Below are 25629 nucleotides of genomic sequence, written 5' to 3'. Positions count from 1 at the left end.
CGCGATTTTAGCATAGAAAGGATGGAAAATACATGGGATTTTTTTCAGGGCAGTTTTCCAATGTCGTAGAGTGGGAAGAATTTCGCGAGGACATGATCTTCTGGAAATGGCACAACCGCGAAATCAAAAGAGGCAGTAAGCTGATAATCCGCCCAGGGCAGGATGCTATTTTCCTTTTTAACGGCAGGATAGAGGGAATTTTTAAAGACGAGGGCGATTATGACATCGAGTCCCAGATTATCCCCTTTCTGTCCACCCTCCAGGGCTTTAAATTCGGGTTCAATTCGGGGATGCGCGCCGAAGTGCTGTTTGTCAACACCAAGGAATTTATGGCAAAATGGGGGACCAAAAGTGCCATCAACATTCCGACACCCCAGCTTCCCGGTGGTATTCCCATCCGTGCTAACGGAACATTTACTTTTAAAGTCAATGATTACGTTAAATTGATTGACAGAATTGCGGGTGTAAAGGATTCGTTCCTGGTGGAGGATGTCAGGCTGCGCATCATGGCGGTGCTGGACCAACTTCTGATGAAATGGATCGTCCAGGAAGGCAGGGATATGTTCAATCTGCAGTCCAACTCCTTCGCTATCGCTGACGGCCTGAAAACGGATCTGGATATGCAGATTTATGATCTGGGCATCACGGTAAGCCAGCTTACCATTATGAGCTTCACCTATCCGGAAGAAATCCAGCAAATGATTGCCAAAGCTGCCTCCCACACCATGATTGGTGATATGGGCCGCTATCAGCAGGTATCCGTACTGGACGGGATCGCCGGCGGCAAAGGACAGGGCGGCAGTGCTGCAGCCGATATGGCCGGTATGGCTATCGGGATGCAGATGGCCAATGAAATGATCAAGGGCATGAACAGTCCCCAGAAGGAACAGACGCAAGGGAGAGGCAGCCACGCACCCCAGGGTGGCAGCGAACCCGGTTTAATAAAGCCTAATTTCTGCCCCAACTGCGGACAGAAGACCGAGGGCGCCAACTTTTGCTCCAACTGCGGTCAGAAGCTGGTTTGAACACATTGGAAGCTGTTTCCGATAACCTTCGGCGGAGATAAGTCTGCTCCAATAACAGGCCTTCTCATGATTGCTGCTGCAATAGGTTATCCGCTTTATATAGCGATCATCAATTACTTTTCGTCCTTAGAATAGTGTCGAATCTTGAAGGGATACGACATTGAAGGATTAATTTCCCCAAGGAGGTGAGTGATGTGAGAGTATGGCTAACCCTGTTCTTGACATTATTCTTATGCGCGGGCTGCAGCAACCCGCAGATAGGTAATACTGCCGTACTCAGTCAGGCTGATCAGGATGCGGCGGTAGAAGTTGTAAGGCAGTATCTGGAAGGCATGAAAAACGATTTCGGCGTCATCAGTCTTGAGATAAACAGCCTCCAGGCCGTTCGGAACGATCAGCATATTCAAACGATCTTAAGCAGTGAAGCTGCCGTCACAATGGGCTTGACTGAAGAAAAGATCGCTTTGGTGGGCGCTTATCTTAATGCTCAGTATGACGGGACTAAGGTTCCTTACAACAGCGGAGAGAACCAATATATCGGCTTTACGCTGGTCAGGGAGAATACAGAAAGACCCTGGATCATAGCGAGTTACGGCCAAGGTTTGGGTGGCGTACCTCTTGTAGACCTTGAGAATCCCTACCCGGAGAAAAGCGCGGAGCTGTACGTCTGGAAAAATAAAGAATTGACCGGCAATGCCCATACTTATTTCACGGTATTTGATAATGATACCAATAGGCTAAACAAAAACAGGCCGGAAAGCGAGATCTATAATCTTGACGCGGCGAGCGACAGCATCGACTCTATCAATTTAAGGCTGGCGGGGATTCCCAACCTGACCTGCCTGGCGGTCTATCAAATGAACACGACGGATTTCACTAAAGACGAGATAGAGGACATCGTCGGCAAGCTTATTCTCAATACCGATCATCACTGTATAAGCCTTGGCCTATGGGAGCCGGATAGTTTGAGTTCGGTGAATGGTTCCCACATCATAAACAGCTTGAAAAGAAAGGGTTTTAACGGAAAGCTTAAAGATATTACGGACGATCTAATCCAGCATCCCGAACTGATTCCCTATGACGGGGTTCTGGGTGGAACGATGGGCTTCTACTTTCCGGAGGATATTCATGTCCTTACGGATAAATGGGTCTTTGCTTATTTTGAAGATGGCCATATCAGTGGCTATATGCTGCTGGAATATACTATAAATAATGACTCAATTTCCTGGCGGGTCATCGAGTCTTATTTGAACGGAGAATGAGCATATTAAAATATCCCGAATGATCTGGAGAAATGTGTATACGCTGTCACATCCATAATCCAACCGCATAGACTATAGTAGATGTCCGGGAAAATAAATAAAATTCACCAGGAAGTACGGACTGGTGACGGGCATCGCCTTGGACGAAAAGAATTCAAAATCTTCATCGATGAAGATTTTGCCTTACTCCCAGTCTGGGTTCTGTAAAGTTTATCCAATAAAATTGCAAAAAACCTGTCACATTTGACAGGTTTTTTTATACGGGGACATTATCCTTCGTATACTTCAAATTGATCTTTGCTTACACCGCAAGTAGGACATACCCAATCCTCGGGGATATTCTCAAAAGCTGTGCCAGGAGCTACTCCGGAATCCGGATCTCCTACTTCAGGATCATAGACATACTGACAGATGGTGCATACATACTTTTGCATCATAATTCCTCCCTTTCATGGTTTCATTAGATTAACTTTTGATTTTTATCCTCTGAGAGAATATCTTTTATATTATGTCCATTCCCTTTTTCATCATTCCATTAATAAGTAAGACTAGATGGAATTCCCATAAAATGAAATCCCGTACCGGTTCCACATGTATTTGCGGAAAGTCTCAGCACATTGACAAGGAGACTCATGCTCACAAAAGCCAACTTCCAGCTTCCCTAACAGATGATGATAGAGGATATGAACATTGATATAAACATGCTGTGATACCCTGCGCACTTTAACATACTGCACGAGGGTCAGAATAAATCCCACCAGCAGCAGGCTGTTGAGCCAGAAAGAAATCGCCGGGTACTTGGGAAAGAGCATGCCCCAAAGGCTGAGAAAACCGAACACAATAACAGCCATCAAGAAGGCGATTTCCCGATGCCTTACTCTCTGCAACTCGCTATATCTCCTTAAAAACTCTTCAAGGACACCCCGGATATGTTTAGGCACATGATTTGATTCTGCAGTATTCAAGACCCTTGACGGCACCTGCTGAACAAATACTCCCATTCCAGCTCCCTCACTTTGGCTAGTACTAGAGACTTCCTTCCCGAATCTTGCCGGTCAGATCAGAAATATCCCCTTGGTAGGTTGTCTGAATCCCCTCCACTGGCTCACCTACATAAAATGTCTGCATGCCAATCTCCTGAGCAGCCACATCCTCTACGGGATGATTGCCAACCATGAGGCATTCACTGGGCTGCAGGCCAAGATTCTCGGCTAACTCGGCATAGAAGCCCGTGTGAGGTTTGCAGTAATGAAAGGATTCTATAGACGGAATGACAGAAAAGATTTGGGGAGACAACTCTGCCCAACGAATCCGCTCTTCTATGGCCAGCAACGGCATAACCGGGTTGGCCGCAATAGCTACCGTATACCCCTTTTGTAAAGCAGTTTCTACAGCCTCTTTGCCATGGGGATTTAACTTGACTAAAAGACGTAAAGCCGGAAAGTCGGTGGTGTAGAAGGCTTCAAAAACCGGCCATAATGTATGATAAGTCAACCCGGTCGCTTTGGTAAAATCAGCAAAAAAAGTTTGCAGGTTGGTTTTACCCTCCTGAGGTTGTTTGATCATCACCTCAGTAGAACGGTTGAGCTGCTTGGCGAATTTATCAGGGAAAATATACTGTTTAAATCGCGGAGCCAAAAGTCCTATGTAGTTTTTCATGAATTCTTCCTGATCCATTAAGGTTAAGGTTCCATCTAAGTCAAAAAGAATAGCTTTAATCATTGTTTCTCCCAGCTCCCTGTTTATCGATAGTTTTATTTTACCACAAAATCTGCATTTCTAGGAAATATTACTTAAATAATTAAGGGAAGCACGGCTACGAGAGCAGTGCTTCCTTTTATCTTTCCCTTTTCCACCGGTTATTTAAAATTATTTTTGCTTTTGGCGTTTTTCCAGGAGCAACTCTGCGGTGTGCTTTACCTTGACCTTCAGGTCTGTTTGATCCAATCCTCCATTAATCTGCATCAGGCAGCCTGGGCAATCCACAGCCACAACATCCGCCCCAGTGGCTTCAATATTGCGAAGTTTTCTTTCCAGAATCGGTCCGGACATTTCCGGGAATTTGATGGAATAAGAGCCTGCAAACCCACAGCAACGATCTGACTCATTCATCTCCACCAGATCCACGCCTTTAATATTGGAGAGTATATTCCGTGGCTCCTCAATGACCCCCATTTTCCGTCTTAAGTGGCAGGAATCATGATAAGTAACTTTTAAGGGTACTCCGTCTCCCCCTTCCTCAAGGCCGCCTAAGACCGTCAGAAGCTTGGCGAAGTCCATGGATTTCTTACTGAGTTCTTCAGCGCGTTTGAGCAGAGCCGGATCGTCGGCCAGGAGCTCTTTGAAACTATCAATCAGGGCATGAGTACAGGTGGGGCAAGCCGAAACCACATAATCCACCTTTTCGGCATCCATGGCTTCGATGTTCATAATTGCCGATTTGCGGGCATTTTTGCGGTCGCCCATGTAAGATGCGGGAGCTCCACAGCAGGACTGACCTTCCGGGAAGGTAACCTTATAACCTTTTTCATTTAAAACCCTGACCACCCCTTCACCGATTTTGGGATAGACAAAGTCCACCAGACAACCGCCAAAAAAGGCAATGGTGCCTTTAGGGTTCTTAACATCCTGGTTCATCTTTCTGATCACATCCCGGAAAGGAACATCGGCAATCGTCGGCAGGCTTCTCTTCTCCGTCAGTCCTGACAAGAAGAAAGGCAAATGACGAATGGTGGGCTGACCTTTGGAAAAAGGCAGCTGGGCTTTCGATGCCACACGCAATAAAGAGTGGAAGAGGCGTCGGTTAGAGACCACATCCAGGATGAATTTCGGAGTCATGGGCAAGCCCTTTTGATCACCGATGCGATTGCGAATCTCCAGGATCATTCCCGGAATGTCCAGTTTACCGGCACATACTTCCGTACATTTGCCGCATTGGAGACAGAGGTTTTGCGGATTCTCGGCATCCTTTTCCGAATTAAGGAAAGCGGTCAAAATGGTGCCGATACCCCCGGTATAAATATGTCCGTAAACATGTCCGCCCACCAGTTGGAAAGCCGGGCAAACATTTAAGCAGGCAGCACAGCGGATACATTGGAACACTTGTTTGAACTGCTCATCGGCATACATTTTGCGCCGGCCATTATCCATAAGAATAATATGAAATTCTTTATCTTCTATGGAACCGTCGGGATAATAAGTGGGATTAGGACCGGTGATCATGGTTACATAACTGGTAAGCTGCTGAGCTGTGCCATTCCGGGGCAGGGTCTGCAGAATATATCCCGCATCTTCAAAGTTCGGGACAAATTTCTCTAAGCCGACCAGGAAAACATGGACACGGGGCCAGGTAGACGTTAAGCGGGCATTTCCTTCATTGGTCATCATCATCAAGGTGCCGGTTTCAGCTACCGCAATGTTGGCCCCCGAAATGCCCATATCCGCCTCCACGAACTTTTTGCGCATTTCCTGGCGGGCCGTCTTCACCAATTTAGCAATCACCGGATCGCTGGTATAGCTCAGATTATTATTAAAGGTGTCCGCAACCTGCTCTTTGGTCATATGGATAGCCGGCATAACCATGTGGGAAGGTCTCTGCCCTGCTAACTGGACGATCCATTCCCCTAAATCCGTTTCCTGGACATCAAAGCCTTCTTTAAGCAGAGCAGCATTGAGATGAATTTCTTCGGAAGCCATGGATTTGGATTTGACAATATTTTTAACTTTCTGCTGTTTGGCCAGCTCGATAATATATTGCTTGGCATCATCACCTGTTGCGGCATGAAAAACCTTAGCCCCCCGCGCAGTGGCAGCCTTTTCGAATTGCTCAATCATCTCATCCAGATGCTCGGCGGCATAGGATTTTACTTCAACAACCTTTTCCCGCAGGGCCGGAAAATCATACCCTTGGTAAGCTTGTTCCCGGTTTTTCCCATAGACATCCCCGAAACGGCCTAATGCCCCTCTAAGGATATCATTCTCCAGTGCATTCTCAATTTCTTGTTTAAAATGCGCATTAGCCATTGGCTACACCCTCCCCTGCCTGTTCATCCACAAATACGGCCACCAGCTGCTCAGGGCCGTGAACGCCGATGGTCAGGACCCGTTCAATATCCGAAGTCCGGCTGGGACCTGTGATAAAACCAACAAATCCCGGAATTCTGGGTTCGTTATGAACAGTAGCCAGAGCAGTCATAAGATTCGGCAACAGAGCCGATGTTTGAACTAAGGCTATATGTATGGGAGTAAATGAGGAACATAGGCGTTCATTCACATCTTCCGCATATTGAACCAAGGTCCCTAATTCAGCAACAGCCCATTTCACCTCTGTGATCCCCGCACCGACCGTAGGAGTAACTTCCGGATAGCGCTCCATATATACTGTTACCCCGTGAGCTGAAAGCTTCTCTGGCAAGTTCATCGCTTCAGCCATGGGAGAATTCACCATTGCTACGCTTTCAATTCCCTTTTCTTTCATGATTTGAGCAATAAGCTCCTCAGCCTCTTTGAGAGTTTTTACACGATGACTCTCGCCAGACACAGCTTGGAGCTTCGTCTGAAAACGCTCATATAAGAGATTCAAGTCTTCCATCAGGCACACCCCTTCTTCATTCTCTCTCTAAAAACTCGGGGCCCTACATACAGTATTTTTGGTCAGGCCACCATGCCAATAGGTTACCTCAAAATACAGAAAATTTCAATGTCTTTCTAAAATTTATTCAACATAAATTGTCTTTGGATAGGAAAAAGCAAGGAAAAGATGGTGTGAACCCATCTCTTCCTTGCTCAAAGGTTTTAGGTTATGGTGGTTTATGAAAAAATCAAGAAATATTCTCTTATTTATATTGGTTTGCCAATCTCTTTTTAAGTCCATCAGCAACTTCCTGAGGATCCATGGGGCGTCTGGCAATGCCGGAATCTATGGCTGCTTTAGCGACTGCGGCCGCTACGGCAGGAGCAACTTCCGGATTGAAGGTGCTGGGAATGATATAATCGGCACTGAGTTCTTCATCCTTGACAATACCGGCGATAGCATAGGCAGCAGCAACTTTCATAGCATCGTTGATATCGGTGGCCCGCACATCAATCGCTCCGCGAAACATTCCCGGGAAGGCCAGCACGTTATTGATCTGGTTGATCACGTCAGAGCGTCCGGTGGAAATAACTTTGGCACCGGCCTCAAACGCTCTTTCGATCGGCCAGATTTCCGGTATGGGATTAGCCTGGCAGAAGACGATAGGATCTTTAGCCATGGAACGGATCATGTCTTCATTGAGAACATTAGCCGCGGAAATTCCGATGAAGGCATCGGCACCAACCAAAGCACCGGCAAGATCGCCGCTGAATTTCTCAGGGTTGGTTGCTTTAGCGATTTCTTCTTTCCAAGGATTCATACCTGCTGTACGACCTTCGTAAATCGCTCCTTTAGTATCGCACATGATCACGTTTTTCAAGCCCATGCTCATGAGAAGCTTAATGATCGCGATACCGGCTGCACCCGCACCATTGGCAACGACTTTAATGTCTTCGATTTTCTTGCCTACGACTTTAAGGGCATTGACTAAGCCGGCCAAGGTAACAACAGCTGTACCATGTTGGTCATCATGGAAAATCGGTCCTTTGAAAATACCGCGTGCTTTAAGTTTTTCTTCGATTTCAAAGCATTCGGGAGCTTTGATATCTTCTAAGTTAACACCACCAAAGGTAGGTGAGGTTAATTCAACAATCTCGACAATTTTATCCACATCGGTTGTGTTTACGCAAAGAGGAAAGGCGTCAACATCCCCAAATGCTTTGAAGAGGAGTGATTTACCTTCCATAACCGGCATGGAAGCCGCTGCGCCCAGGTCACCGAGACCTAGAATAGCTGTTCCGTTGGAAACGATGCTGACATAGTTGGCGTGATTGGTGTAGATATCGAGGTTTTCCAGATCGGCGGCAATTTCCTTGACAGGTTCCGCAACGCCGGGAGAATAAGCAAGTGTGAGGTCATCCCGGTCTTGGGCCGGAACGGTAACACGAACTTCCAGCTTACCCGGCTGCACTTTGTGAAATTCTAAAGCTTCTTCACGCAGGTTTTTAATACGAGTCATCGTGACATCCCCTCTCATTTTCGATTAAAGGATAGTATATGTTCTACCTGAAAATGTATGACAAATCAGCAACGCTTACATATAATGAAACAGTGTTTCGCAGTTCTTCAATATGGGCGGCCGCTTCCTAAGAAGCGACCCGCCCTATTCAAATCTACGCTTGAAACAGCATGTTTATGACGGTTTATTTGCCGGCGTTTTTAGCATCAATTTCAGCTTGAGAAGCTAAGATATCTTTGGCATTGAGATAAACAGGGGTGTCGACCATTTTTCCATTTAAGGAAACGGCAGCTTTGCCTTTGGCCAGACCTTCTTCTTCAAAGACTTTTACGACGTCATTTGCCCATTTAACATCGGCAGGATCCGGAGCATACATTCTGTTGGAAGGTTCAACTTGTCCTGGATGAATGATCATGCGGCCTTCATAACCCATTTGCTTACCTTCGGCAACATTCTTTTCGAAGGCAGGGATATTGGCATAATCAACGAAAGGAGCATCGATAGCAACGATTCCGGCAGCGCGGCAGGCTACGCCCACTTTAGCACGGCCATATTGCTGTTCAACAGCTTCATTGGTGATTTTAACGCGCATGTCACGGCAATAGTCTACAGCACCAAAGATAGCATTGACATTGCGCTTGCTGGCTAAGCAGCATTCTTCAGCATTGGCAATACCTTTAGCGGTTTCCAGAAGCATGGAGATTTTAACGGTTCCCACAGGAATTCCGCGGCGCATTTCCAGCTCTTCCAGTTTCCACTCCAGACGTTGTACGTCTGCGGCACAACCGGTTTTTGCCAGGGTAACGCCATGGAGACCGGGCCAAACGACGGCTTCCAGGTCATCATTGGTTAAACCGGTTTCCCAGTTATTGAGACGAACAAATACTTGGGCGCCGCCTTTGGCACCATATTCTAAATTCTCTCTTACGATCTGACGAGCTGCTTCTTTTTCCGCGGGTGGTACAGCATCCTCTAAATCGAAGGTAATGATGTCGGCAGGAATTTCAGGTGCTTTAGCCACCATTTTAGGATTGTTTCCGGGAATGTACATAACGGATCTCATAACAGCCATGGTAGATATACCCCCTAATAATTTAATAATATTTCTAAGAGCATTTGCTCCTAGTTGCGAAGTGAATCAGCGGATGCCCGCCAGTTATTTGATGGTTATTCGATGGCTGACCGCCACTGAATCTGAACGCCACTCAGTGACGCTAAGTCATCGAATAACCGACTTTATGTTCCCCATTCCGGTATAGACGGGGCTATACCGTCTATACCGGAATGGTTTGCGGTGAATAATTCGAACTTATTTACCCAGCTTTTCCTTAAGGATCAACGGAATATCTGTCGGTCTTTCCGCTACAAAGCCACCAGCCTTGGTGATTGCTTCCATCTTGCTCTTGGCCGAACCGCGTCCACGCTCAACGATATTGGAGGCATGAGAGAAGCGTTGACCTTCAGGTGCCCAAGCACCAGCCACATAGATGACAAAAGGCTTTGTAAACTTGCCGGCGGCAATAACTTCCGCACATTCTTCTTCCTGGGTGCCGCCGATTTCTGCGTAGACAGCTACGCCATGAGTATCGGGATCTTCCTCGAAGAAGGGTAACAGATCGGCCATGGAGGTGCCAAGCACCGGCTCTGTTCCGGTATGAATAACGGTGCTGACCCCGAAGCCGCCTTCTCTAAGCACCCAAGGAATGGTACCTGATTGACCGCCACTGCGTGAAAATACACCGATATGGCCTTTTTGGAAAAACTTATTAGCCCACTCCACGTTGCCGCCCAGCCAGCCGACGACAGCTTCTCCCGGTGTGAGAATACCAATGGAACCCGGTCCAATCAATCTTGAACCTTTCCCTTTCGCATAGGCGATCATTTCCATAATGTCATGAATAGGAGTACCTTCTACGCAAGGAATAATGTTTTTAACTCCTGCATCGGCAGCTTCCATGACAGCTGTCTTTAAAGCACTTCCCGGTACGAAGATAACACTGAAATCAATGTCACCTTGTTCGCGGACAATCTCCTTGACGGTATTGAACACCGGAACACCGTAAATCTCCTGCCCCATTTTTCCGGGACTTGTGCCGCCGATCAGATTCGTACCATAGTCTTTCATATATTTTGTCCGCACCGAGCCTTCTCGTCCGGTAATTCCCTGGACAACCACTTTGGTCTCTTTGTTGATCAAAATGCCCATTCTTATCCCTCATTTAAACAAATTGCTGGTTTACCCAGTGTAACCTATCTATAGAGTTAGTCTTTCAATCGATCCTGTGATTATGCGCGTTTTGCCAAGTATGCGTCCAGACCGGCTACAGGAACTTCAATCGAGATAGCATCCTTGCCGCGGAATTTACAGGCAAATTCACAGGCCAGACATTCTGTGCCGAGACGAAGAACTTCTTCCTCAGTCCGGTGAGCCACTGAAGCTCTGCCTTGATCATCTATGCCCAGCAAACCTCTCGCATACTTTTTGCAGGCGTCTGCACATGCTTTTGTTTCGCACGCATCACACTTGCTGGTATCGATTGTGATTTTGCAACTTTTTTCAGCGAATTCCAGCACGTTATTTCCCTACTTTCCTTGAGCTTCTTTCTCAGCCCGATAGTCTTTGCTCAGAGCTAAGAGTCTTTCACCAATGAACTTCGTATCGGTTACATATTCTTTTCCGTAAATCTCGATTCTTTTCCCCGGTCCATCACTGGTCATCAGATCAGCCAGTCCGGTTTTGAGAATTTCCAGAGACTCATCTTCCCGGTTACCACAAAGAAGGAGCACACAAGGCAATCCTGGTTTTTGGGTGGGGAGGATTTCACGAAGCACTTTGACTATAGCATGAGCATGATGCCATTGTTCTTGGTTGGCCATCATAAAGCCCCCAAGGAGGTAGCCGTCGATATTAGGCTGGGAAAGCACCGATTTGGCAACACGATAAATTTTGGAAGCTACGGGGTTGCCGCTGGTGTCGGCATAGTTGGCCGGCTTCAGACCCACTTGATTGAGAGCATCCAAGCCCATCATGGCCGAACCGCCGCCGATGGGATGATAGCCAACATAGCCGGGGCTGACTTCATCGTATCCCATATTCATGAGGAAGCCTGTGCCACGGGCATCCGTTTCCTCAATGCTCCAACCGATGTAGTCCAACTCTGTGGGCTCACCAGGCAGGTCACGGGCGATGTCAAAGCCAAACTCGGGATGACGGCCTACGGAACTGTTGTCGATTTCCATCTTGCAGTCGGCACAGATGAGATTGCCATTCCCTGTCATCACGAAGGGGTTGATCTCAAGAGTCATACAGTCGTATTTCTTATAAGTTTGAGAAAGTTTCGTCAAAAATTTAGCAAACTTCGTTAATTCTTCCGGAGCTATTCCTGCTTTAGCAGCCAAATCCACTGCATCATAAGTCTGCAGTCCATTGATCGGGTCCACATTGATCTTCAGTAATTTCTCTTCCGGAACACTTTCGATATCCATACCGCCTTCAATGCTGAACATAAGCATTGGTGAACGGGCTTCCCTTGCTCCATTAACGACAAAAGAGCAATAGAACTCTTTTTTGATATCCAATTTCTCTTCTACAAGAACTTTGCGCACCGGTAAGCCTTTTACTGTTTTGGAGAGAATTTCAGCAGCAGCTGCTGCTGCCTCATCGGGAGTGTTAACCAGTTTAACAATCCCAGCTTTACCACGACCACCCGCTTGTACCTGACCTTTTACCGCAACAGGACCGCCAATCCATTCAGCGGCTTCTCTTGCTTCTTCGGGGGTCGATGCCGGACGACCCTTAGGTACCGGCATTCCTGCTTTTGCAAGCCATTCTTTACCTTGATACTCTAGAAATCTTGCCATGCATAAATCCCTTCCATACTGTTTTTTCTTGACCAGAGACTTTTTTTACCTGACTAAAGAAGTCTCTCACCCCTTCCCTTGACTCTACTTTAAATCAATGATTTTAGTTTGAGCACCATGGATAGGATAAGGAATACAAAGGTTGTTGTTTCACTCATCGAAACTCAGTTTCATTATTCTTTGTATAATCTTATTATCTATGGAACAGGTCTTTTAGTCAACCTTTTTGTGCATAAATTAGATAAGATAATCTATTGCGAATATTTGGAACTCTTTTTTCCTAATGAGTTGTGTTTTTCATTTTAATAAAACTACGTTTTACCATTCAAAACATTAGTTATTAACTTCTATATTCTCTACCAAAATCCTGCAAAGAATTCAAAAATTATTATACCTCCTGAAGGTCAGACCAATAGAAGGGAAAGCCTTTTTGCCGTTAAGGATTAAGAGTCTCTCCCGGATCATCATTCCAAGTATCATATTGCCTGAACCAGGCTCATATAATTCACCATAGATTGTCTTAGATCAGGAGGTTATGCATGCGTCAAATCCAATATGATTTGGAAATCATCTATGTCTATAAACTTTATTACTTCTTCTCTTTGCTTATCTTCATTTGCCCGACCAGTCTCATCTTAGGCTGGCGCTTTGGCCCAATGCTCGGGCTCTTGCTCTTTATCCTCGGTTTTCTTCTTGCCTATTTTTTAATGATGCACAAAAAAAGCTTTCCCACCCCGGACAAAAAGATCACCGCCCGCAAAATGGCAAAGGAAATCACTCAGGACTCCACACCCTTAGCAATTTCCCATTTTTCCAGTCAGCTTTATTTTTATTTCAATGAAAAGAAACAGGCTATCGCTTTATTGGAAAAATATCAAAACACCCATGATCCACTTTTGTGTGCAACCCTTGCCGACATTCTCCTGCGTGAGGGCCGCCCCCGGCATGCCTTAAGGATAGTTCACGATAACCCTCACCATACTTCAGACCCGCTTCTGCTTTGTGTACTGGGCCATATACTGCGGCAGATGAATGAATGGCAGGCTGCCATCAGGATTTACGAACTAAGCCTGGCTTTATCCAGAAAATCCGGGTTTCCCTGCAATGGCGCTAATCGGTTCACTCAGTTTCTGCTCACCTTAAGCTACACTGCCACGATTCACCATGCCCTCGGCGATTGTTATGCCATGTTGAAGAATTACTCCCAAGCGAAAAAGCATTACTTATTGGGGAATATTCGTATCTTTGATATTTCTCTTTGGCGAACCGGCAAGGTCCCCACGACTCATCCGGCATAAATTTACGCAAAAACACTATTTTTCATCATTCTTTATCTATTTAAACGGCTTGTTCTCTCCTAATTACAACACTTTTCACGGAAAGAATTTTTTATAATAGAGACAACTTAAGATAATACAGATTTCTCTAAAATATTTTTTCTTTGTCAATAGAATAAGTAATAGGAAGGTGAAATGGGTTATGTTGTCATCTCATGAGGATGCCCTAGAATTTATTCGTGAATTTGAGTCTTCTTGCCGAGAGGTTTTAATTGCTCAGGGTACAAGTGAACATGATTTAGCCACTGCTTACCTTGAGTTACAATGGAAATTTCTGCGCATGATACTCGACGACAGTGGAACCTTGTCACACCGCTCTGCCCGGGGAATCTGCCATAGCAAATCCTCTTCGATTGCCTGATTACAGGTTCAGCATCATGGCGTTTTCATCACAATTAGGAAATTTTACACAATGAATGCAGTCTTTCCATACCTTATGGGGCATGTCTTCTTTATTGATCATAATAAAACCACAGCGTTCAAAAAAACCAGGTTGATAAGTCAGAGTAAACACTCTGGGGCAAAGAATGGTTCGGGCATCAGTCAATAAAGCATTAACGAGGCTTCTGCCTACCCCTTGCCCCTGATACCCTTCCAACACGGCAAGAGTTCGTATCTCAGCCAAATCATCCCAGATAATATGCAGAGCGCCTATGCCGATGATCCTGTCCTGTTCTTCGACCACCAAGAATTCTCTGAGGCCTTCATAGAGTGAGTTACGTGACCGCGGCAGCATCAGCCCCTGGTCGGCAAAATGATTAACAAGCGACATCATCGCTTCTACGTCCGGTAATTTTGCTCTTCTTAAGTTCATAGTGTGTTCCTCCATACAATTTGTATAATTATACAACACATTCAATATTTATTACAGAACTTTTTAATTGAGTTCAGCAAAACTATCCCAAATGGCTTCGCCATGGAATAAGCAGTGCAGAACCCCCTGATGTTCATCGGTATACAGGGGGTTCTGCACTGTTATTATAGCTGTCAGAGTTCTCCGAACGCCTAAGAATACTCATCAATGATTCTCTCCCGGTAGGGGGCACTCCGGCAAACCAGCTCGTTAAGGCCTTCTGCTTGCCAATCATTGGGCAAAATCCACACCTGATATCTCTCCGGATACTTTAGCCAGGAAAGCCACAATCTCAGTTCTTCTTCAAAGTCCTTTAAGGTAAGCCAATGAATTTGCATATCCCAGGCCGTGTTGGTTTTGGTTTTATCAGGATGAAGCAAGGTGCTCTTTTCCAAAACGCTGGAGAGCAGAATCGCTTGACTGGCCTGTGTCAACGGTTTATCCAGGATGGGACAAATGACACTGATTTGGCCGTTTCCTTCGAAATAATGCCATTGGCCCAATTCCGCTATCCAGGATTCACTTCGATCCTTAGGCAGCCATGGCCAATCTTTGGGCGCCCCCCATAAGGAGGAAAGTATCCCGCCCCCTTGATAAAGCCATAAAGACAGTTGATCTTTCGGCTTGAGCTGCCCTTTGCGCTCCTTCTCCTCTAAATCGTCTAAAATTGTCAGGATTGCTGTACAGAATTCGCTGTTCAATTCTCCTGAAGCATCCACCCAGCCTTGACGCAGAAGGGACTGAGCCTTTTCATCATGTTTCAATCCCTTGAGCTTGGTTGTCAGTTCAAATTTCTTCCCCTTGCGTTTAATCTCAGCAATCTCGATGTTCCCCCGCAGATAGGAAATAGTCAGGGGTTTCAGCTCACATCGCACCCCCCGTTGGGCAAGTTTATCAAAAAATCCTTTCACCACAAAGAGTTGGTGCTGGGCTACCGGGTTTAATTCCTGCCTCCATTTCAGCCAGTTGGGCCGGCGTTCACCAACCGCAATCCGCTTCTGACCACCTGAAGGTGCTTCAGGTATCAAATAGAGACTGGGCGATAAGCGCTCCCGCCAATACACAGCCTTGGCATTGATGAGCCCTCCCATTTTTGCTAAAGCATGCAATAGAAAAGGTGAAAAATCAGGTGCAATAAAATAGATAACCGTTCGTGCCCCATTGCTCAAACGGTTCGCCCAAAGCATGCCGGCTAATAAAAACTCCTCTTCTTTCGGCAGAATTTGGCTGGCCACGATGCCAACCCGCAATGCAGTCTCCCCACCAAAGAAATAACTGTACTGCTGTGGCAGACGCAAATCTTTTCTTTTTTCAGCAGGGCACTCCTGCCAGTTTTGGGCAATAAAAACATCCGGATGCTGCTCCCAGATTTCAAGCCAATTATTCACAATGATCCTCCCTTAACTTTTGTCACACTACATATTTACGCGCAAACCAGGAATATCATGCCATCTTCAGGAGAAATTAGCCCATCCAGGATAATACTTCGTCAATGGGAAGCGCTTGGCATAGATGTCCGTCCCGCCCTGCCATCGATGTAGCATAGAACAGAGAATTCCAGATACTTTCAGCCGTTATTTCCACTGCTGCCTGAAAAAAGGGGTCCAGGTCCCAATCACTGAGCGGAGCTGCAAATTCCAAGCCGGTGTTGCTGACCATCAAGCAAAACTCTCCGCTCCCCATCCGCGATATCCCCCCCGTCCGGCCTAATCCCAAAGGGGCCCTTACCGCCAGCATATGCAATTGCCGGCAGCTGAGGGGGGCGTCCGTCATACCCACTAAAATAAGAGAGCCCGGAACCTGGCAAAGCATTTTTTGCTGGTTAGCCCTCTTCATCATTAAACCTATCGGAACACCGTTGATAAGCATCTCCTCTAAATGTCCAAAATTGGTCAAGGCCAACATACCCATTCTATATTCTTTGCCCTGGCTGGGAACAATACGTGAAGCACTGCCAATCCCGCCTTTCAGCTGGAATAAGCACATCCCTACTCCGGCCCCCACACTCCCTTGAACTATCGGCCCCGTTGATGCACGGTTCAGAGCTAAAATTCCATCCCAAGGCTTCACATGACGGCCACGGATATCATTCAGATAGGAGTCATCGCATTCAAAAACCACCAAATTAGGGGTTCGGGCATCATGGCCGATCTCCGGATTTTCCTGCAGCAAATAAGTCAGCATTCCTTGGGCCGCGTCATAGACACTTAAGGTATTGGTTAAGAAAATGGGAGAATTCAGCAAACCGGTCTCCTGGATATAAGGCACACCCAGAGACTTGCCAAAGCCATTCATGACGTGAATCCCCGCCTGGCAGGGCTCACGATAGATATTTCCCGGGTGAGGACGTATGGCTGTAATGCCGGTGCGGACAGGACCCACCCCGGGAATGAGGGGACCGTAACCTTTGATTAAGGAAACATGACCCACCAAGACTCCGGGCACATCCGTGATATCGTTATGTAATCCAGGTGCCAGCTCCCCCATCCATAAGCCGCAGGACCGGGCACTTCGCCGTTCCATTTATACCACCCCCTGACACTTTATGCGCCCTGGGGGATAGATCAGAACAGTCTCTTAACTTAGGCTCTGAGCTTCCGTTCACTCAGTCCTTCAAAAAAAAGATTAAGGATATCCTCCATCTCTTTCTCTAAATCTCCTTCTCCTGTAACAAACCAATGCAAAAAATGCTGCAGCACCATACCCTGCAGACTTTCTGCCAAAAAGACCGGATCATAGCGTTTATTGATTTCACCAATGCGCTGGCCATGGCTGATAATACCGATAATTCCATAGTGCAATCCTTTATCCAGCTCAGCTTCTTCCCTGTTTTTAAGCGCTACCCAGGCCAATTCCCTTTCTCGGATCATAAATTGAGACCAATTCCTCAGCACATGAGCCAAGCGTTCCTGAAGAGAGTACCCAGCCTCCCGGCCTGAAGCGATCAGCTCCTGATAGTTGCGCCGGGAATATTCCAAAACAACGGCCTCCTTGGACTGAAAGTAATTATAAAAGGTACCCTTGCCTACGTCAGCCAGTTGGGTAATCTGCTCTACTGAAGTTTGTTCATAGCCTTGTTGACGAAAAAGCTCCATGGCACACTCATAAAGTCGGGTATACGTCTCCAGTTTCTTTCTCTCCCGGCGAGATAACTCAGACATACTCAATCCTCCTTTTACAAATCCAGGAAAATAGCACCTCTTTCTTTATTCGTCACATTCCATTATTTTCCTTCTAAAGAAGGCCATGTCCGGCATATTTTCCAGCGTCCTGCCCCAGATGTTGTTAACACCGGTTCTAACACCGGTTAATGTACAATCAGCAGGGTCCGTTGTAAAATGGTATAAAGGATATTAGCAAATACTGAATTTCAGGGGGTCTCCATGTTTTACCGCGTCCACCAATTTTGGCAAGCCACCCACCCTATCATCACAGAAGATGAATTGGCCTGGGCCATATCCCTGCTGCCTGCCCCTTGCCTTCCTCTGTTCCAAGGTCAGCCCCTTCCGGAACAGCGTCATGCACTGGATGTGGCACAGGACTTATGGAATTCCGGGATTCGGGATTCACATCTTCTCATCGCCGCTCTTCTTCATGATTGTGGCAAGACAAGATATCCGCTCAAACTATGGGAGCGGGTTGCTATTGTTTTGCTGCAAAAGGCACCCCGTAAAATTTGGCATACTTTAAGCCACTCCTCCCTCCCACTTGCCGCCTCCTTGCAGGCGGCTGAAGCGCATCCGCTTTGGGGGGCCGAAATGGTGTCACACCTCAGCTTAGATCCCCGCATCGTCGATCTGATCAGGGAACATCACACGCCTCACAGCCAGGAAGGATATTTGCTTTACCAGGCGGATAACCGGCATTAATAGATAAAGAGAAGGCTTCTTAGTATTTAAGCCTTCTCTTTGTATTCCTCAATTTTTTCCTGCAACTGAACGATCTCCCGATTCTTGGAGAAAATCCATTTGGCAAACCGTGTATTGTCCCGTTGCAAACGGATATTTTCCTTTTCCAGCTTATGAATGAGAGCGACTTTTTCCCTCTCTACTTTTTCCAGCAGATTCATAAGGACTCTGCGGCTGACTCTTAGATGCTCCACCCGCTGTTCCAATTCCCCGATTCGTCCTTTGGCAGCCCTGAGTTCTTCGCGAAGATTTTTGACTTCTTCATGAATCTCCAAGTCTCTGTCCCCCCTAGCCATAGTCTACATAGGTATTCTATGCCAAGGTTGAACTTTTTAACCCTGGGCAGCCAGAAACTCTTGAACCCGCCGCACCGCCTCTTTCAGGACCTCCTGATCCTGAACCATGCCGATCCGCACATATCCTTCCCCGTATTCTCCAAAGGCAATACCGGGGACGACAATGACTCCGGCCTCCCGGGCTAAGGCAAAGGCAAAGCTGCGGGAATCCTGTGCTGTGGGTACCGGAGCCCAAATAAACATGGAGCCTTGGGGCGAGGGCATGAACCATCCTGCCTGAGCACACCCTTTAACCCAGATATCTCTCCGTTCCTCATAAGTCCGGCGGTTTTTTTCAACATTTTCCTGAGAGGCACTGAGGGCATAAGCACCGGCCTGCAGGGCAGGTTCAAATACCCCATAATCGATATTCGATTTCAACTCAGCCAAGGCCCCGATGATTTCCGCATTGCCCACTGCAAATCCCAGTCTGACCCCTGCCAAATTGTAGGTTTTGGAGACGGAGTGAAATTCGATCCCTATTGCTTTGGCACCCGGAACCTGAAGGAAGCTCACAGGACGGTAACCGTCAAAGGCCAACTCCGAGTAAGCAGCATCATGACACACCACAATCCTGTTCTTGCGGGCAAAATCAACGACCTCTTCGAAAAAGGACAAGGGGGCCACCGCCGCAGTGGGGTTGTTAGGATAATTAAGAAACATAATCTTAGCTGCCTGTGCCACCCCATCCTCAATGGCCGACAGATCCGGCAAAAAGCCGTTTTCCTCCCTTAAAGGCAGGGCAACCTTTTCTCCTCCGGCCAGGACTAATCCCGCCGTGTAGATGGGATATCCCGGATCAGGTATTAAAGCCACATCTCCGGGATCGCACAGGGCTAAAAAGATATGGGCGAGCCCGTCCTGAGAGCCCATTAAAGGCAGAACTTCTTTTTCCGGGTCCAAATTTACGCCAAAGCGCTCTTTGTACCACCGGGCACATCCTGACCGAAAACTCTCTGTCCCCCGGGTCAGAGTGTAGCCATAACTCCCGCCGTCAAGGACCCCTTCCGCCAAGACCTTGCGAATCTCTGCGGAGGGGGAGCGGTCAGGGCTGCCGATGCTAAGATTAATCAGCTGTTTTCCAGCCTTCTCCAACTCTTTTCTTAAATCATCCATTTCTGTAAATACAGATGCTCCTAAACTGCTTAAACGCCGCGCTTTCAATACCTTACCTCCCACTCATTGCCTCTTTCCAGTGATTTAGATATGATGCGAACAGGCCAGATTGGCCAAATTGCGGATTTGTTCCACGGTCCCATAGGAAGTTCCCCAGCCGCCTAAGCGAACACCTGGCTTGCGCTTTTCCCCATGAAAATCTGAACCACCTGTCATCAGCAATCCGTATTCTTTGGCTAGTGCCCGGTATTTCTTTTCATCTTCAAGGGTGTGTTCAGAGTGGCTTACCTCAACTCCTTGCAGCCCTGCTTTGACCCATTGCTCAATTCCTTTTTCCAGTTTACAGATGCCGGGATGGGCCAATACGGCAACACCACCGGCTTTGCGGATAAGCACGATTCCCTCTTCCGGGGTTATTTTTAACCGGGGAACATAGGCCGGCCCTCCGGTTCCTATATAGCGATCAAAAGCTTCAGCAATAGAGTTCACTATTCCTTTATCAACAAGAACCTGAGCAATATGGGGTCTCCCCACAGATTCCCCCTTGGTGATTCTTTCAACCTCAGCTTTCTGAATAGGTATCCCTAAATCCTGCAATTTTTCAATGATCGTATAGACTCTTTTGAAGCGAGCCTCCCTCAGTTCGGAAAGCTTGTCTTCAAGGATCGTCGCTTGGGGATTCATCTCGTAACCGAGAATATGAACCTCGACACCAGCCCACTCCGTATTGAGCTCGACTCCTCTGAGGATGTCTACATTGAAATGTTTGCCTGCTTGGCCGGCCTTTTGCCAGCCGCTTAGGGTATCGTGATCCGTTATTCCTACCGCCTTAAGTCCTAATTCCGCGGCCTGCTTAACCAGCTCCCAGGGCGTAAGCACCCCATCGGATGCACTGGTATGGCAATGCAAATCAGCTTCCGGATATCTAAGTTTAACTTCGGGCATGACCTTTACCTCTTTCCAGGGAATATACACTGACTATTTTAACACGGTAGAGAGCAAACGCATAAAGTTTTTATACATTATTTTCTCTATTTCCTGATCGTTAAACCCGGCGAGATGCAAGGCCTTAGCTAAATCTCCATATTTGTCCGCGCCCTCAAGACCTGCAGGGGTAGACTCGATGCCATCAAAATCCGACCCCAAGCCAATCACGTCGACTCCCGCCACTTCCGCAATATATTGGATATGGCGCACCACATCTTGCAGGCTGGCTTTAGGCTCCTGAGTTAAGAATCCCGGATAAAAATTCACTCCCACTACTCCCCCGTTTTGAGCAAGGGCCTTAAGCTGTTCATCAGTGAGATTGCGGGGGTGCGGACAAAGGGCGTAGGCACAGGAATGAGAAGCCAGGATAGGTTGGGTGCTGAGCTTGAGGACATGCCAAAACCCCGCTTCATTAAGATGGGATACATCGATCAGCATTCCCAGTTCATTCATCCGTTGAATGACTTTCTCACCGAATTGGGTCAGGGCGCTTTGGGTCAATTCCCCGGCGCCGTCGGCAATGGCATTTCTCTGATTCCAGGTCAGACCTAAGGCACGCACCCCTAATTCATAGATAATATCCAGGAGAAACAGGCTGTTGCCAAGAATCTCTCCCCCTTCAATACTTAATAAGCAGCCCACTTGAGAAGGGGCGAGGCGGCGCAAATCCTCTGCTTGTCTGACCAGAACCACACTCTCCCCATTGATCTGAATAAATCGGTGGACAGCATGTATGAGCTCCAATCCTCTCAGAGTGCCTCTCTCCGGTTTATATTGGCTCTCAATGAAAGCAGCCATGAACTGGAGCATGACTTTGCCTTCTTTGGCTCTTTGGATATCCCAATGCCCGCCCTCCTGAGGGGTGGTCAGACTTCTTTTTCCTTCTAAAAAATCGAGGATACTGTCACAATGACCATCGATGACCCAAACATCCTTCATACCTTATCCTCCCTTACACAATCAGAAACACCTGCCGCTTTAAGCCAACAGGTGTCCTGCTTCAAAACCATGAACACTTAAAAGATAACTTCCCTACCGAACCTTTCTTAGCGTGGTTCTACAATGAGCTTTATTGCCGTTCGCTCTTCCCCGTCAATTTGTATGTCGGTGAAAGCAGGAATACATACAAGATCGACTCCGCTCGGGGCAACAAACCCTCTGGCAATAGCTACGGCCTTTACAGCTTGATTGAGTGCACCTGCACCAATGGCCTGCAACTCCGCACCTCCCCTCTCACGGAGCACACCAGCCAAAGCACCTGCGACAGAATTTGGACTTGATTTTGCTGAGACTTTTAACACATCCATGAACGACAACCTCCTGTTCGAATCACTGACAGATATTCCTAACACACTAATTGTATTCTCCAGAAGGTGGAAAAAATCCTCTTTTTTCCGAGAGCTTTCAGACTTTTTTAAATATTTTTTCCAATCGTCAAAATTTACTCTTTCACCCGTTGAATAGCCGTGATGGAACGGGCTTTCCCTGTGGCCTCATCCACATCGATCACAACGGCATTAAGCTGTATGGGGCCTGCCGCTAATTCAAATTTAGCGGGAAGTTGGGTCAAAAATCGATTAATGATGGTTTCTTTTTTAACCCCTAAAACAGAATCCCGGGGTCCGGTCATCCCCACATCCGTAATATAGGCAGTCCCTTGGTGCAATAAGCGGGCATCTGCCGTCTGGATATGGGTATGAGTCCCCAAAACAGCGGAAACTTTGCCATCCAGGAACCAACCCAAGGCCACTTTCTCTGAAGTAGCTTCGGCATGAAAATCGACAATAATAAGGGGGGTTTCCTGCCGTATCTCATTGATCCAACGAATGGCGCCACTGAAGGGATCTTCAAGACTATTGAGAAATACCCGGCCGGAAAGATTGAGCACTCCGACCTTCTTACCCTTTGTCCTTATGTAACCATGCCCTTTTCCCGGTGCACCCACAGGGTAATTGGCCGGCCTGATCAAACGGGCTTCCTGGTCAATAAATTTCATGATGCTCCGCTGATCCCAGACATGATTGCCCATGGTGATAAATTCGATGCCATCGTCATAAAGCTCTTCGGCTATTTCCTTGGTTAATCCTTTACCCCCAGCGGCGTTTTCTCCATTGGCTATGGTTAAATCAATCCCATACTCTTTGATAAGCGGTTTAAGCAACACCTTAATCGCCTCACGGCCAGGATTGCCAACAATGTCGCCAATAAATAGTATATTCACTCCATAAATCCCCAATCATCCATCAATCCGATTATAGTATTGATATGTCCAAAAAAGAACCATCTAAAACCTAAACACTCGACATCTAACTATTATAGACTAAAACCCTTCCTTCCTCCCGAACCGCAATAAATCCTTTTTCTAAACGGCAGTCCCGGAAAGACTGGAGAATCTGTCCAATAACTTCCTCCTGAAAGATCTGCTCCTCCTCAGGAATCTCCGTATCATCATAGATAATGCTCTGAGCGATGTTTCTCACCAAATCAACGATCAGACCAATTTCCCTCTCGTTCATACTCTCAACATCCCGGGTAATGGTCACTAAGGTTACACCGCTTTCCAGCTTATGTTCTATCTTGCAGATCCGCATAGGATGGCCTTCTAATTTATGATAAGCCCTTAAAGCCTCTTGCAAGGTATCCAGGAATTTTTCTCCCTGCACGGGGCCCGATACCGTAAAGCGAAAGGTCAGGGCATGTTCCGGCTGTTGGTAACGGACGGAGCAGACCTCAGGATAGCGAATTAAAATGGATATCAGCAACCCAACTCCATCAGGTGCACATCCCCCATCTTGATAATGGAGGTTCAAACGTCCCATAGTGTCATCCTCTTTCTTATCATACTGACTATTTGCTCTGAATATTTACTGCTTCTCATCACTCCATAATAATTCGTCAATTTCCGATAAAGTCCTGCCTGATGATTTCAACCTTCCTGTTACTTATAAAATAATAAAGGACAGGCGATGTTCTCACCTGTCCGCAATGTTCAAGATTCAACTATTCCATGATTATTTCGCATAATCCACGGCACGAGTTTCACGAATGACGACAACCTTGATTTGACCTGGATATTCTAATTCATCCTCAATGCGTTTGCTGATTTCCCGAGCCACTTTCGGAGCCAGAACATCATCGATCTTATCCGGTCTTACAATGATTCGAATCTCACGTCCTGCTTGAATCGCGTAGGATTTTTCCACACCTTCATAGGTTTCGGCAATCTCTTCCAGCTTCTGCAGGCGCTTAATATAGGATTCGAGAGTCTCACGGCGAGCTCCTGGGCGAGCGGCTGAGACTGCGTCGGCAGCAGCCACTAAGACTGCTTCGATGGTCTTAGCTTCAACATCACCATGATGAGCTTCAATAGCATGAATAACTTCCCAAGATTCCTTATACTTCTTCGCTAGATCGACACCGATCTGAACATGAGTCCCTTCAGTATCGTGATCCACGGCTTTTCCTAAGTCATGCAGTAAACCTGCCCGCTTGGCCAGCTGTACATCGACACCCAGTTCGGCGGCCATTAAACCTGCCAAATGGGATACCTCCATAGAATGCTTGAGGACATTTTGACCATAACTGGTTCTAAACTTCAATCGTCCTAAGAGGCGAATGATTTCAGGATGTAAACCATGCACTCCTGTTTCAAAGGTCGCTTGCTCTCCCTCTTCACGAATACGCTGATCCACCTCTTTTTGAGATTTCTCAACCATTTCTTCGATGCGAGCCGGGTGAATCCGTCCATCGGCAATCAGTTTTTCCAGAGCAACCCGGGCAACTTCTCTGCGAATGGGGTCAAACCCAGAGAGAATGACCGCTTCGGGAGTATCATCAATAATCAGATCGATACCTGTTAAGGTCTCCAGAGTACGAATATTGCGTCCTTCCCGTCCGATAATGCGTCCCTTCATCTCATCACTGGGAAGGGCCACCACAGACACCGTGCTCTCAGCTACGTGATCCGCGGCACAACGCTGAATCGCCAAAGAGATAATATTCTTAGCCCGCTTCTCTGCTTCTTCCTTAGCCTTCGTTTCAATATCTTTAATCATAATAGCGGATTCGTAACGAACTTCTTCTTCCACACTATGCAGAAGAATTTGCTTCGCTTCTTCAGTGGATAGACCAGAGACCCGTTCTAATTCTTGTTTTTCTTTGGCTACGGTTTGCGTCAGGACCTCTTTGAGCTGATCCACTTCTTCTTCTTTACGATGAAGATTATCTTCCTTGCGCTCCAAAGACTCCATTTTGCGGTCTAAAGACTCTTCTTTTTGAATAACCCGTCTCTCCATCCGCTGAACCTCGTTGCGGCGTTCCCGTGATTCTTTTTCCACTTCATTGCGAATATGCATGACTTCTTCTTTAGCGGCAATGACAGCTTCACGGCGTTTTGCCTCAGCGGCACCCTGAGCATTCTCGATGACCCGTTTTGCCTCTTCTTCAGCTGAGCCGATGAGCTTTTCCGCGGCACTCTTACGAATAAGCCAACCTATAAAGCCACCCACAAAAAGGGATACCACGACTGCTATAACTATAAAGATTAATTCTGGTAGTTCCAAGTAGTTTTCACCTCCTAAACACATACTTATTTGGTTATCATTCTCCTAGTTCTCCATATAAAAACAAAAAAACTGGGACCATGCCAGTTCTTTAAAAGGAAACCTTTAATTAAAGGCAAAATACATTGCCCCTTTTTCCTACAAACCTACACGCCGCTAGTCCGATACCTCCATATATAATACTAACTACGATGCAATCTATAAGAAAACCTTAAAGGTCTGACTTTAAAAGAAACAGGCTCTTTTTAGTGTAATATCTTTTGAAAAATTTGTCAAGAACCACCTGCAATA

The 25629-nt window shown here is 46.8% G+C and carries 27 protein-coding genes; 5 read left to right on the top strand and 22 right to left on the bottom strand.

All coding sequences use genetic code 11. The annotated features are described in order from the left end of the window. The first annotated feature begins 32 nt into the window (after nucleotides 1–32). Both BUA14_RS18765 and BUA14_RS18760 read left to right on the top strand, forming a co-directional pair. Complete coding sequence (locus tag BUA14_RS18765; protein ID WP_072773991.1) at nucleotides 33–1025, top strand: SPFH domain-containing protein; 993 nt, start codon at nucleotides 33–35, stop codon at nucleotides 1023–1025. Between the two features lie 194 nt (nucleotides 1026–1219). After that, on the top strand, nucleotides 1220–2287 hold the full coding sequence (locus BUA14_RS18760) for a DUF4829 domain-containing protein (RefSeq protein WP_178371738.1): 1068 nt from the start codon (nucleotides 1220–1222) through the stop codon (nucleotides 2285–2287). Between the two features lie 269 nt (nucleotides 2288–2556). Here BUA14_RS18760 and rd read toward each other — a convergent pair whose 3' ends face one another. From rd to BUA14_RS18710, 10 genes are all read right to left on the bottom strand, one after another. Further along, complete coding sequence (gene rd, locus BUA14_RS18755) at nucleotides 2557–2721, bottom strand: rubredoxin (RefSeq protein WP_072773989.1); 165 nt, start codon at nucleotides 2719–2721, stop codon at nucleotides 2557–2559. 114 nt (nucleotides 2722–2835) lie between these two features. Then, complete coding sequence (locus tag BUA14_RS18750) at nucleotides 2836–3288, bottom strand: hypothetical protein (protein WP_072773988.1); 453 nt, start codon at nucleotides 3286–3288, stop codon at nucleotides 2836–2838. A 25-nt stretch (nucleotides 3289–3313) separates the two neighbouring features. Further along, complete coding sequence (locus BUA14_RS18745; protein WP_072773987.1) at nucleotides 3314–4009, bottom strand: HAD family hydrolase; 696 nt, start codon at nucleotides 4007–4009, stop codon at nucleotides 3314–3316. Nucleotides 4010–4156: 147 nt separating this feature from the next. After that, nucleotides 4157–6310 carry an L-lactate dehydrogenase (quinone) large subunit LdhH gene (gene ldhH, locus BUA14_RS18740; protein ID WP_072773986.1) on the bottom strand — a complete coding sequence of 718 codons (2154 nt, stop codon included), beginning with the start codon at nucleotides 6308–6310 and terminating at the stop codon, nucleotides 4157–4159. Beyond that, nucleotides 6303–6878, bottom strand: coding sequence for a LutC/YkgG family protein (locus tag BUA14_RS18735; protein WP_072773985.1), 576 nt, complete (start codon nucleotides 6876–6878; stop codon nucleotides 6303–6305). Before BUA14_RS18735 ends, ldhH begins: the two co-directional genes overlap by 8 nt. A gap of 244 nt (nucleotides 6879–7122) precedes the next feature. Then, entirely contained in the window at nucleotides 7123–8379 is a 1257-nt protein-coding gene (locus tag BUA14_RS18730) for an NAD(P)-dependent malic enzyme (RefSeq protein WP_072773984.1), read from the bottom strand. Between the two features lie 184 nt (nucleotides 8380–8563). Further along, the gene (locus tag BUA14_RS18725; protein WP_072773983.1) at nucleotides 8564–9451 is read right to left on the bottom strand and encodes an HpcH/HpaI aldolase/citrate lyase family protein; all 888 of its coding nucleotides are present in this window, start codon (nucleotides 9449–9451) and stop codon (nucleotides 8564–8566) included. A 237-nt stretch (nucleotides 9452–9688) separates the two neighbouring features. Further along, nucleotides 9689–10585, bottom strand: coding sequence for a succinate--CoA ligase subunit alpha (locus BUA14_RS18720; RefSeq protein ID WP_072773982.1), 897 nt, complete (start codon nucleotides 10583–10585; stop codon nucleotides 9689–9691). 80 nt (nucleotides 10586–10665) lie between these two features. Then, entirely contained in the window at nucleotides 10666–10953 is a 288-nt protein-coding gene (locus tag BUA14_RS18715; protein WP_005812969.1) for a hypothetical protein, read from the bottom strand. A gap of 9 nt (nucleotides 10954–10962) precedes the next feature. After that, nucleotides 10963–12240, bottom strand: coding sequence for an ATP-grasp domain-containing protein (locus BUA14_RS18710; RefSeq protein ID WP_072773981.1), 1278 nt, complete (start codon nucleotides 12238–12240; stop codon nucleotides 10963–10965). A gap of 539 nt (nucleotides 12241–12779) precedes the next feature. Between BUA14_RS18710 and BUA14_RS18705 the strand changes: the two genes are divergently transcribed. Together BUA14_RS18705 and BUA14_RS18700 are read left to right on the top strand one after the other, a co-directional pair. Continuing rightward, nucleotides 12780–13538, top strand: a complete 759-nt coding sequence (locus BUA14_RS18705) for a tetratricopeptide repeat protein (RefSeq protein ID WP_072773980.1) — start codon at nucleotides 12780–12782, stop codon at nucleotides 13536–13538. Nucleotides 13539–13719: 181 nt separating this feature from the next. Beyond that, nucleotides 13720–13938 (top strand): hypothetical protein, encoded by a 219-nt coding sequence (locus tag BUA14_RS18700; protein WP_005812963.1) that lies wholly within the window; start codon nucleotides 13720–13722, stop codon nucleotides 13936–13938. Here BUA14_RS18700 and BUA14_RS18695 read toward each other — a convergent pair whose 3' ends face one another. The 4 genes from BUA14_RS18695 to BUA14_RS18680 all read right to left on the bottom strand — a co-directional run bounded on the left by BUA14_RS18695 (nucleotide 13939) and on the right by BUA14_RS18680 (nucleotide 17591). Continuing rightward, on the bottom strand, nucleotides 13939–14391 hold the full coding sequence (locus BUA14_RS18695) for an N-acetyltransferase (protein ID WP_072773979.1): 453 nt from the start codon (nucleotides 14389–14391) through the stop codon (nucleotides 13939–13941). Nucleotides 14392–14582: 191 nt separating this feature from the next. After that, entirely contained in the window at nucleotides 14583–15818 is a 1236-nt protein-coding gene (locus BUA14_RS18690) for a hypothetical protein (RefSeq protein WP_072773978.1), read from the bottom strand. Nucleotides 15819–15894: 76 nt separating this feature from the next. Then, entirely contained in the window at nucleotides 15895–16953 is a 1059-nt protein-coding gene (locus BUA14_RS18685) for a DmpA family aminopeptidase (protein WP_072773977.1), read from the bottom strand. Between the two features lie 59 nt (nucleotides 16954–17012). Further along, the gene (locus BUA14_RS18680; protein WP_072773976.1) at nucleotides 17013–17591 is read right to left on the bottom strand and encodes a TetR/AcrR family transcriptional regulator; all 579 of its coding nucleotides are present in this window, start codon (nucleotides 17589–17591) and stop codon (nucleotides 17013–17015) included. A gap of 222 nt (nucleotides 17592–17813) precedes the next feature. Between BUA14_RS18680 and BUA14_RS18675 the strand changes: the two genes are divergently transcribed. Further along, nucleotides 17814–18299 carry an HD domain-containing protein gene (locus tag BUA14_RS18675; protein WP_072773975.1) on the top strand — a complete coding sequence of 162 codons (486 nt, stop codon included), beginning with the start codon at nucleotides 17814–17816 and terminating at the stop codon, nucleotides 18297–18299. A 26-nt stretch (nucleotides 18300–18325) separates the two neighbouring features. Here BUA14_RS18675 and BUA14_RS18670 read toward each other — a convergent pair whose 3' ends face one another. From BUA14_RS18670 to rny, 8 genes are all read right to left on the bottom strand, one after another. Beyond that, the gene (locus BUA14_RS18670; protein ID WP_178371737.1) at nucleotides 18326–18634 is read right to left on the bottom strand and encodes a translation initiation factor 2; all 309 of its coding nucleotides are present in this window, start codon (nucleotides 18632–18634) and stop codon (nucleotides 18326–18328) included. Nucleotides 18635–18670: 36 nt separating this feature from the next. Next, on the bottom strand, nucleotides 18671–19837 hold the full coding sequence (locus BUA14_RS18665) for an aminotransferase class I/II-fold pyridoxal phosphate-dependent enzyme (RefSeq protein WP_072773974.1): 1167 nt from the start codon (nucleotides 19835–19837) through the stop codon (nucleotides 18671–18673). Nucleotides 19838–19873: 36 nt separating this feature from the next. After that, nucleotides 19874–20734, bottom strand: a complete 861-nt coding sequence (locus BUA14_RS18660) for a PHP domain-containing protein (protein ID WP_072773973.1) — start codon at nucleotides 20732–20734, stop codon at nucleotides 19874–19876. 33 nt (nucleotides 20735–20767) lie between these two features. Further along, nucleotides 20768–21715 (bottom strand): dipeptidase, encoded by a 948-nt coding sequence (locus BUA14_RS18655; RefSeq protein ID WP_072773972.1) that lies wholly within the window; start codon nucleotides 21713–21715, stop codon nucleotides 20768–20770. A 107-nt stretch (nucleotides 21716–21822) separates the two neighbouring features. Then, nucleotides 21823–22083 (bottom strand): stage V sporulation protein SpoVS, encoded by a 261-nt coding sequence (gene spoVS, locus BUA14_RS18650; RefSeq protein ID WP_011459952.1) that lies wholly within the window; start codon nucleotides 22081–22083, stop codon nucleotides 21823–21825. A gap of 134 nt (nucleotides 22084–22217) precedes the next feature. Further along, entirely contained in the window at nucleotides 22218–22997 is a 780-nt protein-coding gene (locus tag BUA14_RS18645; protein ID WP_072773971.1) for a TIGR00282 family metallophosphoesterase, read from the bottom strand. An 85-nt stretch (nucleotides 22998–23082) separates the two neighbouring features. Next, nucleotides 23083–23595, bottom strand: a complete 513-nt coding sequence (locus tag BUA14_RS18640; RefSeq protein WP_072773970.1) for a hypothetical protein — start codon at nucleotides 23593–23595, stop codon at nucleotides 23083–23085. 192 nt (nucleotides 23596–23787) lie between these two features. Continuing rightward, nucleotides 23788–25362, bottom strand: a complete 1575-nt coding sequence (gene rny, locus BUA14_RS18635) for a ribonuclease Y (protein ID WP_072773969.1) — start codon at nucleotides 25360–25362, stop codon at nucleotides 23788–23790. Nucleotides 25363–25629: the final 267 nt, after the last annotated feature.

It is taken from the genome of Desulfitobacterium chlororespirans DSM 11544 (genome assembly GCF_900143285.1).
In the GTDB taxonomy this organism is placed as follows: Bacteria; Bacillota; Desulfitobacteriia; order Desulfitobacteriales; family Desulfitobacteriaceae; genus Desulfitobacterium; species Desulfitobacterium chlororespirans.
This window is presented reverse-complemented; position numbering and strand designations above follow the sequence as displayed.